The organism is Mediterraneibacter gnavus ATCC 29149 (assembly GCF_008121495.1).
GTDB classification, from domain to species: Bacteria; Bacillota; Clostridia; order Lachnospirales; family Lachnospiraceae; genus Mediterraneibacter; species Mediterraneibacter gnavus.
In genome coordinates, this window is record NZ_CP043051.1 from 1,774,224 (window position 1) to 1,787,108 (window position 12,885).

The following is a 12,885-nucleotide window of genomic DNA, read 5'->3' on the forward strand; positions in this document are numbered from 1 at the left end:
TTCTATTACGGTTAGTGATATATTTATTACAGTAACCGTAATAAGGAGGCAGGTGTTATGCGAGACAATGCGAAAGGTGGTGCGCTCACAGAGGTGACATTCTTTATTTTGCTCTCCCTTTATACCCCGAAACATGGATATGCTGTCATGCAATTTATTGAAGATAGTACAAAAGGGCGGCTCACGCTGGGGGCAGGTACTTTATATGGTGCGTTGAACTCGTTGCAGGAAAAAGGCTGGATTGCACCTTTTGGAGATAGTGCGGGACGGAAAAAAGAATATCTCATCACAACACAAGGAAAAGAAATTGCAGAAAAGGAACTTATAAGGCTCAATGAACTTGTAGGAGTGGCCAATGGAATTATTGGAGGTGCAGTATGAGCAAAAAGTGTTATCGTTTCTTTGGCGGTTTGTTGACTGCCCAGGAACATTGGTTGAATAAAATGTCTGAAAAGGGCTATCGTCTGATTCGGACGGAAAAAATGTTGTATGAATTTGAGGCGTGTAAACCGGATCAGGTAAAATACTGCGTGGAGTTTATCGGGCAAAAATCGAAAGCCAACGCGTCCGATTATCATGAGTTTTTAGAGGGGATGGGTTACAAAGTATTTTATAAAAACATCAACCTGAACTACTCTGTTGGTAAAGTACGCCTACGGCCATGGGCTGAAAAAGGCGGACGCATAGCAACAAATGTCACCACCTTTAATCGGGAATTGTTGATTGTAGAAAAAGATAATGACGGTAAGCCATTTGAACTTCATACTTCTTATGAGGACAAGGAAAACTATTACAGAAATCTGCGTAATCCGTGGCTGCTGATCCTGCTTATGTTCGCAATATTTGCGGTTGCAAAATGTTCGGTAGTTTTTGGTGTGCTTGCCTTGGTTTCTCTGATTCCTGTTCTCGTATATCAAACCCAGGTTATGCAGAACAAACGCGAAGGTAAGACAAAAGAATGGTGAGGTGTTCATATCATGAATGAACGAGAAAAAACAATCCGACTATGGTTTGATATGTGGCTCAATCAGCAGGATATGGGCATTGATGATATTTTTACAGAAGATGTAATCTATACAGAAAGCTGGAGTCCCCAGTATAACAACCGAAAAACAGTAAAGCATTGGTTTCAGGAATGGAATACCCGTGGCAAGGTAGTTATTTGGGAAATCAAGCAATTTTTTCATAAGGGAGATCAAACGATTGTAGAGTGGTATTTCAAAAATGAAATGAACAATGGAAGTATAGAGGAATTTGACGGCATTTCTTTGGTTGAATGGACAGAGGACAATAAAATAAAGGCATTAAAAGAATTTGGGTGTAATCGCAATACCTATAATCCATACCAGGAAGGCGATACCCCTCAATTCAAAGCAGAAAAAGCGAATTGGTTTTGAATTGAGTGCTTATGGAGGTAAAAATATGATGTATCGGACAGAATTAGTAGAAGGAATTACCGTGGAAAATGTAACAGAGAAAATCAATGCAAAAATAGAAGAAATGGAAAAGGAAAGCTATCGACTTGTTACGATGTCTTTTTGGGGAACCGAAAGAGCTGTACTGGTTTTCAAAAAAGGGTTAAAGGGTAGTTTGCTTTAACATATATACTTGACTTATTCGAATATCAATGGGAGAATGAGCAACTGCATATCGCATTTTTTACGGAGGCTGATATGAAAGAAAAAATATTGATAATAGAAGATGATCCGTTGATACGGAATGAATTGAAAACGCTGCTGCAAAGCAACGGCTATGAAACGGTGGCTCCGGAGAATTTTTCTGATGCGATCGACCGTATCAAAGCTGAACAGCCACATTTGATTTTGCTGGACATCAAACTGCCGGGAACCAGTGGCTTTTCTCTCTGCACCGAGGTTCGCACATTTTCTGAAGTGCCAATCATCTTTGTGACAAGCTGCAACACGGATATGGACGAACTGAATAGCATCATGCTGGGCGGAGACGCTTTTATTACGAAGCCCTATAACACAGCGATCCTGCTTGCGAAAATTGCTTCTCTGCTGAAGAAAGCCTATCCCGCACAGCAAAGGGAACAGATCGTCTATGGAGATACAGTGCTGCATCTGGAATCCAGCAGTCTGGACTATCATGGACAGAGCGTAGAGCTTACCAAGAACGAATTGAAAATTCTCTATTACCTTTTCAAGAACGGAGGAAAAATCTGTTCTCGCGGAGATATTGTTGAGTATTTGTGGGACAATCAGTTGTATGTGGATGATAATGCTTTGAGTGTCAATATTAACCGCATACGGGAAAAATTGGCGAGCATTGGTTTGACGGATTTTATCAAGACAAAGCACCGACAGGGGTACACGATATGAACAGCAGACGATATTGGAAAAACAGGCTGCCATTTCTGCTGACAAACCTTGTTTGTATGGCTGCGCTCACTGTATTTCTGCTGGTGTGCGGCAATTCGGTTTCCGCAGTAGTATTGATCCTGATCGTATGGGCATTGATTTTGCTGATGGGACTTATCCTCACTTACTGGAAACGGAAACGGCAGATGAAAAAACTTCTGGATATGGCGGAGCAGCTTTCCGAAAGATACCTCATTTCCGAAGTGATGGAGCTACCAGAACAGGCCGAGGACCAGGTTTACTATCAGCTTTTGAAAATGGCCGGAAAATCCATGTTGGAGCAGATTGGAGAGATCGAGCGGGAACGCCTGGAGTACAAGGAATACATTGAACAATGGATTCACGAAATCAAAACGCCCATTACTGCCATGAAACTCCTATGTGAAAATCATCGGATGGACTGGACAAAAGAACTTCTGCTGGAGCTGGAAAAGACCAACCGCTTTACCGAACAGGCTCTTTATTACGCCCGCAGCGAACATACAGAGAAAGATTATTCTGTACGGGAAATGGCGCTGTCCCAAGTGGTGCATGGGGCGATTGCAGATAATAAATATCTGCTGCTCCAAAGTGGTATGCGTCTGGAAGTGGAGGAAATGCAGGATACGGTTTATTCAGATGAAAAGTGGGTGCGTTTTATCCTAAATCAACTGATTGCCAATGCGGTCAAGTATCGTACGGAACAGCCGGTTCTCCGCATTTCCACCCATAAACGGCAGGATCAGGTTGTCCTTGTCGTGGAGGATAATGGAATCGGAATTGCTGCGTCCGATCTGCCCCGTATTTTTGAAAAGGGATTTACAGGCCAGAACGGTCGCAAGATTCAGCAATCCACAGGAATTGGTCTGTATCTGTGCAAACGGCTTTGTGAAAAGCTGGGCATTGGCATTGCGGCGGAATCGTCGGAACATGGCACAGCCGTTTCCCTTTCTTTTCACATCAACTGTCTGATTCATGAAGTGCAGGACTGAAAAGCGTTCTGCACTTCTTACATTTTTGTTAGAACTTTGTAAGAAAACTTGATACAAACGAAGCCGCTCTTATTTTACAATAGAGATCAGAGGTGATAACAATGAAAGAAATTTTGAAACTGGATCATATCCAAAAATATTACGGAAATGGCGGGAATGTTACAAAAGCAATTCAGGACATCAGCTTTTCCGTTCAAGAGGGAGAATTTGTAGGAATCATGGGAGCATCCGGTTCCGGCAAGACCACCCTGCTCAACTGTATTTCCACCATTGATACCGTCAGTGCGGGACATATCTATCTGGATGGAACCGATGTGACGGAAATCAATGAAAAACAAATTGCCCGGTTTCGCCGGGAAAATCTTGGATTTGTGTTCCAGGATTTTAACCTGCTGGACACGCTGACCATTTCGGAAAACATAGCCCTGGCGCTGACCATCAACAAGGTTCCCGCAGGCGAGATTGATGGGCGGGTGCGGGAAATGGCCGGAAAGCTGAATATCACGGATATTCTGGATAAGTACCCCTATCAGGTGTCCGGCGGCCAGAAGCAGCGGTGCGCCTGTGCCAGAGCCATTATCAACCAGCCTAAGCTGATTTTGGCGGATGAACCCACCGGTGCGTTAGACAGTCACTCGTCCCAGATGCTGCTCTCGACGATCCAGAGTATCAACGAAGATCTCGGAGCCACGATCCTGATGGTGACACACGATGCTTTCTCGGCAAGCTATGCCAATCGTATTCTCTTTATGAGGGACGGGGCAATCTTTATGGAAATCCGTAAGGGTGGTGATTCCCGCAGGACTTTCTTTGAAAAAATCCTGGATGTCCTCACCATGATGGGAGGGGGCATGAGCGATGTACGCTAAATTGATTTTTAGAAATGCGAAACGCTCTGCAAAGGACTATCTAATCTATATTGTTACCTTGACGATCTGCGTTACTTTGTTTTATGCGTTTCTATCTATATCGAGCAGCTACTACCAGCCAGATATTGGAACTGCTTATGAAATTACAGCGTTTAGTGATGGTATCAAATTGGCGGTCTGTGCGATCACGCTGTTGTTATTGTTCCTGATACGCTATGTAAACAGCTATATGCTGCGGCGCAAGCAAAAGGAATTTGCCGTACAATCTATTATGGGGATGGAGCAAAAAACAATCGGCTGGCTCTTTTTTGCAGAAACTTTTTTGATGGGGGCTATATCTATTGCTCTTGGTATTGCTCTTGGTGTGTTGTGTTCGCAATTTATGTCCGCTATGCTGCTCGCTTCCTATGGTCATAGTTATGAGCTGACATGGACACTGTTCCCCGATACCGTTCTTTGGACAGTCGGCTTTTTCACAATCAGTTTTTTCGTGGTTGGACTGTTCAATGTCCGTACTATTCGTAAGATCAAGATTATTGATATGCTGTCTGCGGACAGACAAAATGAACCTGATTTGAAGAAGAACCGGTTTATACAGACAATCCTTGTGATCTACTTGGTGCTTTCTATATGGATGTTGGAAACAGGGATTCAAAAGATGATCTTTTTCTTTGATCCACGATTTGCTTTTCCTCTCCACATCTTGTTTTGGGGAAATATCATTTTTCCGGCGCTCACCCTGCTGTGGTCGTTCGTTTGGCTACTCAAAAAGAAAGTATGGACATTGCAAACTTTGCTTATCGGTCTCTTAGCCTGCACAGTTCCAAATACTGTACTTGCAGCTCTCGTACCGGTTTTTGAAAGCAAGTATTATCTAACTCTGGGCGCTGGTACGATCAATCAATATTTGCTGTTCGTTGTTGCAGATTTACTTTTTTTGATATGCGGAATTATTTATCTGTCCAGCAGCGCGATTGTTGCATGGAAAAGCAAATCCCCTGCACACAGGTATCAAGGTAATAACCTGTTTTTCTTTGGACAGATCATATCCAAGCTCACAACAACGACAAAAACAATGACCTTGATTTGCATTACGCTGACAATAGCCATTCTTATGTTCATTATCGCACCAGTACTGACAGAATGGAGTACGGGGTATTTGGATAGTCGCTCCATGTATGATGTTCAGATCAATTCCCGATATAATGATGTGTACGAAAAAAAGGATTTGCCAACAGGCGATTATGAAGCGGTCACAGATTTTTTGACGGAAGAAGGAATTGCGGTAATCGCAGACTGTGCCTTTAGCCTTTATCTTCCAAATTGTGAAGATTTTCATGACCGTGTAAAACATGAATTTCCTGTGGTTGCTATTTCTCTTAGCGATTATAATGCTATCAGGGAAATGCTGGGATATGAGGCTATTACGCTTGAAGAAAATGAGTTTACGACCCAATGGCATACAACTGCAACAACGGATGAACAAGAAGAATTTATACGCAGTCATGCAGTGGTAGATACCGATGTAGGAAGGTTAACGCTTTCTGAACAGGCCAGTTATCAAGAGGCAATGGGCGAAACCTTATACAATTCCTATACACAAGTTGTATATGTATTTCCAGATAGTGTTTGTCAAAACCTTCTTTCTGTCAAGCGGAACCGTTATATCCAGACATCAAAAGAACTTTCCTACTCAGATGCAGCGGCCTTAGAAAACAGGTTTATAAAGGTCTATCCAGAACTTTCGGAAAAGGGTGTTGGGTATTCCATTCGATTGAGTACGCTGCAAATCAATGAAACAAAGGGTATGAACTTCATTCTAAAGACAGCGATGATTTATGGCGCTGTGGTTTTAATGGTAATGTGCCTCACAATACTTTCTTTGCAGCAACTCTTAGATGCAGGAAAATATAAATATCGTTTTGGAGTTTTGCGTAAATTGGGGACAGAGGAATCCGATATAAAGAAATTGATGCGAAAACAGCTTAGAGTGTGGTTTGGTTTACCGATTACAGTAGCGGTTATTGTATCCTTCGTTGTGGTAGCTTATTTTATTCAATCTGTCTCAAATGAGATCGCTTCTTATATTGGATTTGATAAATTGCTCCTGCAAGTGGGCATTACGGTCGCTGTACTTATTTTGCTTTTGGTTTGCTATTATATCAGCACATGGATATTATTCAGCAAATCCACATCCAATTCAGATTGAGGGGGTGTGATGATGTACTGGAAGTTAGCAATTCAAAATATTCGCAGAAGCCTGCGGGATTATATCATTTACTTTGTGACGCTTACCTTGACTGCGGCATTGATGTACTCATTTTTGGCATTGGGCTTTTCATCAGATGTTCTTGCTATGGCAGAAAATATGTCGATGCTGACTACTGGAATTCTGCTTATGTCAGCTCTGGTTGCTTTTATGTCCTCGTTTGTGATCGGTTATGCGATCCGCTTTATGCTGGGACGACGGAAAAAGGAGTTTGCAACCTACGAATTGATTGGCATGGAATCAAAGACAGTACGGAATTTGTTCCTTGCTGAAAACAGTATCATCGGCACTGGGGCCTTTCTGCTTGGTTCTTTGGTTGGCACAGGGCTTTCCGGTTTGCTGAATCAGGTGGTAAAAAATATCTTTGAGGTGCCGCATACCTATCAGGTTTCCTTTTCTCTCCAGGCATGGGCAGTAACATTTTTGTTTTTTGCCTTGATGTATGGTTTTGGGATGCTCCGAGCAGCAAAGATTATCCGGCATCAGAAAGTAATCGATCTGCTGTATGATAACCGCAAGAATGAAGAATACCGTTTCAAATCATTCCGCCATAGTCTTTTGGTAGTATTGCTCTCAATCGCTGCAATGGTTGCAGGCGTGATTTTGCTTGGGCGGATGCTTCAGACACAAACCAATGAAGCATTTTTGTACCTTGGCGGAGCCTGCCTGCTCATTCTGGTGGGTGTTTACGAGCTGCATCGCCAGATTCCGCTTTTGCTGCACCGATTTGCAAAACAAAATCTGCGCCATAAGTACAAAGAAGAAAATCTGTTCTTCCTGGGGCAGATTGGGCGGCGCATCCATTCTGCTGGCCGGACAATGGCTGTGGTGGCGATTCTTTTAACCATATCCCTGGCAACCATGTTTGTGGGGCTTACAATGGGAGCAGGCTACAAAGCCAACATGAAAGCCTATTATCCCTATGATGCAGGCGTGGCGATTGATGCACCTTTAGAAAAATCCAACATGGATTCCATCGTTTCCTTTACAGAGGAGCATTGTGGAGTCGAGGATTCTGTGAGCTATTATCTGTATGCGGTTCCTGAAAAACCGATTGAAGCCTTGTCCTTGTCCGACTATAACCATCTGCGTGAAATCCTGGGGCTTTCTCCTGTTGTCATGGGCAACAACGAATTTTTGGTTCATTGTGATACATGGAACTATATGGACGGAATCCGGCAGGGCTTGAAGCAGCAGCCGGAGATCACATTAAATGGTCGAACCTTGACTATTGCAGAGACACCAATCCTGACGGAGCCGATGGAGCAGTATCAAATGGCCGGAACGAAGGGATATGTACTTGTTCTGCCGGATGAAGCAACTTCACAATTAGTCGGAGAAAAAATCCGTCTGGCGATGAAACTGGAAGATGGCGGATACCCGGAATTGAAAAGCGACTTGAAGCAATTCCTGAACAGTGGGAAATGGCAGCCGGAATTGCAGTCCGGTCAACAGCTCCCGGAAAAAGTAACGATGGGTGTTACAGTAAAGGCGTGGGGTGTTGCCAATTCGCTGACTGGATTTACAGCTATTTCGTTCTGCGGATTGTATTTAAGCATTATTTTTATCATCCTATCCTGCTCGGTTCTTGCATTTGAGCAGCTTTCTGCCATAGACAAAAACCAGAAGAATTATGCAGTCATTGACCGTTTGGGTGTACCGGGCCACAGGCAGGCTTCCCTGATTCGCAGGGAACTGTCCACAGTCTTTTTGATCCCACTGCTATTCCCTCTTTTGCTGACGATTTTGCTGATAGCAGGGGCACAGTTCTTTTTCGGAGAGGCAATCTTGCAGCAGGGACTTGTACCTCTTTATGGTCTGGTGACGATTCTGCTATTCTGTGCAATCTACCTGACCTATTTTGGTGCAACAATGTTCTTATTCAAACGGGTTATTCTTCGACCGGAAATGAGATAAAAATTGAATTGCTACAAAAATGAAGCAATTCAGCCTGTTTTCTTGCTGAAAAAGAAAGCGATTAGGAGATTTCTGCAACATTTGGTTTTTATCATAGAATTAAAAGTAAGATAGAAAATGTGATTAAATCTGCCGAACGATGGCAAAAGAAAAAAAGCCGTCGTACAGCAGACATATTTCTATGCACCTATGAAGTGGCGGCTTTGAGAAATCAGAGCCGCCGTTTCTTTTTGTTTTTCCAACGATGCTCATGCGATTAAGAGGGCGGTACACAGGAGGATACCGCCATGGCAATTATCGTCATTCATAGCACCCATGAGCTTCATCAATTAAAAAAAGTCTTGTCCCTCCTCCGGGGAGGTATGACTATCAATCAGTATTATCATTCCATCTAAATCAGCAAAATAGTAGGTATTTTTGTTGCGCCAGTTTCCAATTGTGGGGAGCTGGCGCTTTTTGGTATCGGTTTTTCGGGAAAGCCCCCGAAGTATGTCGCTGCCGATCACCACCTCCATTCGATTCACTCGCTAATCGCCCATGAATCGAAATGGAGGTACATAATGAAGAAAGTCAATCTTAGGGAGTTGTATCCTGATATATACAAAACGGATGTTTTTATAGAAGTAAGCAGTGAAGTACAAGAAGTATTCCTGACAGATAAGCGAGCAGAAGCTGCACGCCAGCGCCAGATGTATAACTACAAAGCGTACTATTCTCTGGACTGTGATAATGGTATAGAGAAACAGGTAGTGTATCAGCCGCCGACGCCAGAAATGCTCATGGAGGAAAAGCAGCTTCGAGAACAGCTCTATTCTGCGGTGATGGCCTTACCGGAGAAGCAGGCAAAGAGGATTTATGCTCGGTTTTATCTGGGTATGACAGTTAAAGAAATTGCCAAGACAGAAGGCGTTGATCTCAGTAGAGTGTATGACAGCATCCAACGCGGTTTGAAATGGCTGGCTAAAAATTTGAAAAAGTTTGATTAGCATAGCGAAAATCTTGCTCTTTTTTTCATTACTATTAGAAGGACAAGTTTTCCCCCTTCAACAGCACTTTGACAATTTCATAGACAGCATAACAGGTACATAACCCGTGTACGAGCGAGTGTGGAACGCCGCGAAGATGGAGCAGCCCAGGGAGGTGATGAACAGAGCTGTTTCGGAGCGATCTACGATTTCACAAAACGGATGGTGGCAGATCCGGCGCGAGGACTGCACGGGGGCTTAAAGATACTTCCTCACGGCCTCCTAAAGACTTGGGGGGAACCCTGCGGCGCACGAGTAAAACGACGCTGCGGAGTTATGACAACCGCGCCAGCGGAGACCTGCTATGTTCCCATCGTCAGGGTTGCGTGGCAAATGTGACGAGAATTAAGTCATATTAAAATAGGAAGCGACTGCTCTTTTGGGTGGCCGCTTTCTATTCAAAATCAGATACCATGCGCTGGCAGTTTCGGCTGCCAGCGTATTCATGTGATTTTGAAAGCACGATGATAACCTTGACAGATTGGAGGGAATATAGTCTATGGAAAAGCTCATTACACGAAAAGAAGCTGCTGAAATCTTAGGAATCAGCATCGCAACGCTGGATGCTGCCCGTAACAACGGCTTGATCTCTTATGTGCAGTATGTTCAGAATGGCTGTGTGTATTTTACTGCGGCAGGTCTCCAGGAGTATATCGCAAAATGCACGCACAGAGCAAAACCAGTTGAGAGAAGCACAACTTACCGTAAACCTCGAAGTGGAAGATCGTGAGCCGGTCCGTATCCTTGATGGAATCAGAGAGGTCTGATAAAACAAAGGTACAGCGCTGGAGATTATTCTTAGGAGGTGGAGGAATTGGCAAATAGAAAAATAATACTTCCTCAATATGGCACAGTCATGAAAAGAGGTGTCCTATATTATAGGACCAGAATCAAAGATGCGAATGGAAAGCTCGTAGCTCTCTACGCAAAAACACCTGAAGAACTATATAACAAAGAAACGCTTGCATTGGAACAGATTGAGAATGCCACTTTTCATCGGAAAACGCCCACAGTTGCAGAGTATTGTGAAAAGTGGCTGCTGATGCAGTCGGTTCATGTACGAGCTACTACTTTGACGGATTACACCTCAAAGGTCAGGCGGCATATTATAGCGGAATTGGGAGATAAACGGATGGGAGAGGTTAGCCTGGATGATATTCAGCTTGCCCTTGTTCCGGTTTCCAAGAAATCCGCATCGGTTTATAAATCTGTGGTGATCCTTTACAAGTCTATCTTTCGAGCAGCGATGGAAAGCAGGATCATTGACCATAACCCAACGATTTATCTGACAACAAAAGGTGGCGGTGTTCCTCAAGAGGAGCGTCAGGCTTTGACAGATGAACAGGCAGAGCGCCTTTTGGATGCTATCCGAGATTTGCCGCCTTATGTCTTTGTCATGATTGGTTTATATGCAGGGCTGCGCCGGGAAGAAATTCTTGCTCTGCAATGGGATTCAGTATATCTGGATACGGATACTCCATATCTGACGGTAAGGCGGGCATGGCACACAGAACACAACAGACCGGTGATCTCAGATGAATTGAAAACCAAGGCTGCGGAGAGAAATATCCCCCTTCCTGTTTGTTTGGCTGAATGCTTGAAATCAGCAAAGGAAGCCTCGACTTCGGAGTATGTAGTTTCAAACCGGGATGGCGATCCATTGTCCTATACGCAGTTTAAGCGGCTGTGGCAGTATATTGTTACGAGAACGGTCAAGGAACGGAGCTATTACCGGTATGAAGATGGAAAAAGAGTAAAGCATACTGTCACACCTGTCTTGGGAGAAAAGGCTGCTCATAACGGAAAAGTGGTTTACAGTCTGGACTTTGAGGTAACACCCCATCAGCTGCGGCATACTTACATCACCAATCTTATTCATGCGTCGGTAGATCCCAAAACGGTTCAATACCTGGCAGGCCATGAAAGCAGCAAGATTACCATGGACATCTATGCAAAGGTTAAGTATAACAGGCCGGATGAACTGGTCAGATCAATGAGTTGCGCGTTTGCAAGCTGGGACACAGCACAGTAATAATAAAATAGGAAGTAAAGCAGGAGCGAGGCAAGGATGTCTCGCTCTTTGTTTTACATCAGCCGTATCTTTGATTAAATCGAGGCTTTCTGATAAAAAGAGAGTGTAGATACGGAGACTACACATTATCAAGAAAGGACGATCAAAGATGGCAAAAAAGAAAACACAGATCCCGAAGTATGGGACCATTACATTGAAAGGAATCCAGTATTACAGAACCAGGATTACGGATGCAGATGGCAAAGAATTGAGTTTGTATGCTGCTACTTGTGAAGAATTGTATGAGAAGCAGTTAGAGGCCCGGAAGCAGGTGGAAGAAATTATCTTTCACCGGCAGCACCCGACAGTAGCCGAGTATGGAGAGAAGTGGCTGCTGATGCAGTCGGCAAAGGTGTCTGCGTCTACACTCAGAGGTTATACGAGGGATATGACAAACTATATCATAAAACCTCTGGGAGAGATGTATATGGAAGAAGTGACCGCTGACGATATTCGGCTGGCGCTTGTTCCATTGTCAAAGAAATCGGAAGGCTTATACAATAAGGTCAATATGCTGCTCAAGTGCATTTTTTATACGGCAGAGAGAAACCAACTCCTTGAACACAACCCCTGTGCAGGAATATCCGGTAAAGGTGGAAAACCAACAAAAAAGAAGGAGGCATTGACAGATCAGCAGGTAGCCGTGCTTCTGGATACCGTCAAGGGACTGCCTCCATATTTGTTTATTATGCTCGGTTTGTATTCCGGTCTGCGCAGGGAAGAAATTCTTGCACTGCAATGGGATTGTGTATTTCTGGACGAGGATACACCTTATCTATCGGTGAGGCGGGCATGGCGTACAGAGCATAACAGACCCGTGATTTCTACGGTGCTAAAAACTCCGGCGGCAAAAAGGGATATTCCGATACCAAAGTGTTTGGTAGAGTGTCTGAGAGAAGCGAAAGAAAACTCCATATCAGATTATGTGATTGCAGATAGCAAAGGGGAACCGCTGGCTGCTTCGCAGTTTCAAAGAGTGTGGCAGTATGTAGTTGTCCGCTCTACTAAGCCCCGGAACTATTATAAGTATGTAAATGGGGAGAGTATCAAATATACGGTTACTCCAACGCTGGGCATGACCCAAAAGAATCAACCCAAAATCAAATATACGCTGGACTTCGATGTGACGCCCCATCAGCTGCGGCACACTTACATCACCAATCTTCTTTACGCGGGTGTCGATCCAAAGACAGTACAATACCTTGCCGGACATGAAAACAGCAAAACAACTATGGACATCTACGCAAAGGTAAAGTACAATAAACCTGAAGAACTTTTTGATGTAGTGAATCAGGCGTTTATACAGGATAAATAATATATTTGAAATGCCAGTTTGGCATATCAAGTTTTAAACAGGAATTGTCGCACACAGTATTCTGATA

General features: G+C 43.7%; 14 protein-coding genes. 13 read left to right on the forward strand and 1 reads right to left on the reverse strand.

What is annotated here, in order from left to right; all coding sequences use genetic code 11:
* Positions 1–57 precede the first annotated feature (57 nt).
* The 9 genes from FXV78_RS08675 (at position 58) to FXV78_RS08710 (ending at position 8,407) form a co-directional block, all read left to right on the forward strand.
* Entirely contained in the window at positions 58–381 is a 324-nt protein-coding gene (locus FXV78_RS08675) for a PadR family transcriptional regulator (RefSeq protein WP_004841007.1), read from the forward strand.
* Complete coding sequence (locus tag FXV78_RS08680; protein ID WP_004841006.1) at positions 378–965, forward strand: DUF2812 domain-containing protein; 588 nt, start codon at positions 378–380, stop codon at positions 963–965. Before FXV78_RS08675 ends, FXV78_RS08680 begins: the two co-directional genes overlap by 4 nt.
* A gap of 12 nt (positions 966–977) precedes the next feature.
* Entirely contained in the window at positions 978–1,397 is a 420-nt protein-coding gene (locus FXV78_RS08685; protein ID WP_004841005.1) for a nuclear transport factor 2 family protein, read from the forward strand.
* Between the two features lie 25 nt (positions 1,398–1,422).
* Positions 1,423–1,599 carry a hypothetical protein gene (locus tag FXV78_RS17880; protein WP_002578900.1) on the forward strand — a complete coding sequence of 59 codons (177 nt, stop codon included), beginning with the start codon at positions 1,423–1,425 and terminating at the stop codon, positions 1,597–1,599.
* A gap of 74 nt (positions 1,600–1,673) precedes the next feature.
* Entirely contained in the window at positions 1,674–2,342 is a 669-nt protein-coding gene (locus tag FXV78_RS08690; protein ID WP_004841001.1) for a response regulator transcription factor, read from the forward strand.
* A complete protein-coding gene (locus FXV78_RS08695) occupies positions 2,339–3,352 on the forward strand; it encodes a sensor histidine kinase (protein ID WP_004841000.1) in 1,014 nt (337 codons plus the stop codon). Before FXV78_RS08690 ends, FXV78_RS08695 begins: the two co-directional genes overlap by 4 nt.
* 101 nt (positions 3,353–3,453) lie before the next feature.
* Positions 3,454–4,221 carry an ABC transporter ATP-binding protein gene (locus FXV78_RS08700; RefSeq protein ID WP_004840998.1) on the forward strand — a complete coding sequence of 256 codons (768 nt, stop codon included), beginning with the start codon at positions 3,454–3,456 and terminating at the stop codon, positions 4,219–4,221.
* Complete coding sequence (locus tag FXV78_RS08705; protein ID WP_004840996.1) at positions 4,211–6,430, forward strand: FtsX-like permease family protein; 2,220 nt, start codon at positions 4,211–4,213, stop codon at positions 6,428–6,430. The genes FXV78_RS08700 and FXV78_RS08705 overlap by 11 nt, the downstream gene beginning before the upstream one ends.
* 12 nt (positions 6,431–6,442) lie before the next feature.
* Positions 6,443–8,407, forward strand: coding sequence for an ABC transporter permease (locus tag FXV78_RS08710; RefSeq protein WP_039959328.1), 1,965 nt, complete (start codon positions 6,443–6,445; stop codon positions 8,405–8,407).
* Positions 8,408–8,736: 329 nt separating this feature from the next.
* Here FXV78_RS08710 and FXV78_RS08715 read toward each other — a convergent pair whose 3' ends face one another.
* Positions 8,737–8,922: a hypothetical protein gene (locus FXV78_RS08715; protein ID WP_004840988.1), complete on the reverse strand. Its 186-nt coding sequence runs from the start codon at positions 8,920–8,922 to the stop codon at positions 8,737–8,739.
* A 45-nt stretch (positions 8,923–8,967) separates the two neighbouring features.
* On the opposite strand from FXV78_RS08715, the gene FXV78_RS08720 reads away from it, so the two are divergent.
* The 4 genes from FXV78_RS08720 to FXV78_RS08740 all read left to right on the forward strand — a co-directional run bounded on the left by FXV78_RS08720 (position 8,968) and on the right by FXV78_RS08740 (position 12,818).
* The gene (locus FXV78_RS08720; RefSeq protein WP_004840986.1) at positions 8,968–9,393 is read left to right on the forward strand and encodes an RNA polymerase sigma factor; all 426 of its coding nucleotides are present in this window, start codon (positions 8,968–8,970) and stop codon (positions 9,391–9,393) included.
* 538 nt (positions 9,394–9,931) lie between these two features.
* Positions 9,932–10,162: a helix-turn-helix domain-containing protein gene (locus FXV78_RS08730; RefSeq protein WP_002571063.1), complete on the forward strand. Its 231-nt coding sequence runs from the start codon at positions 9,932–9,934 to the stop codon at positions 10,160–10,162.
* An 84-nt stretch (positions 10,163–10,246) separates the two neighbouring features.
* Positions 10,247–11,464 carry a tyrosine-type recombinase/integrase gene (locus tag FXV78_RS08735; RefSeq protein ID WP_039959327.1) on the forward strand — a complete coding sequence of 406 codons (1,218 nt, stop codon included), beginning with the start codon at positions 10,247–10,249 and terminating at the stop codon, positions 11,462–11,464.
* 148 nt (positions 11,465–11,612) lie between these two features.
* Entirely contained in the window at positions 11,613–12,818 is a 1,206-nt protein-coding gene (locus FXV78_RS08740; RefSeq protein ID WP_004840979.1) for a tyrosine-type recombinase/integrase, read from the forward strand.
* The last annotated feature ends 67 nt before the right edge of the window (positions 12,819–12,885 follow it).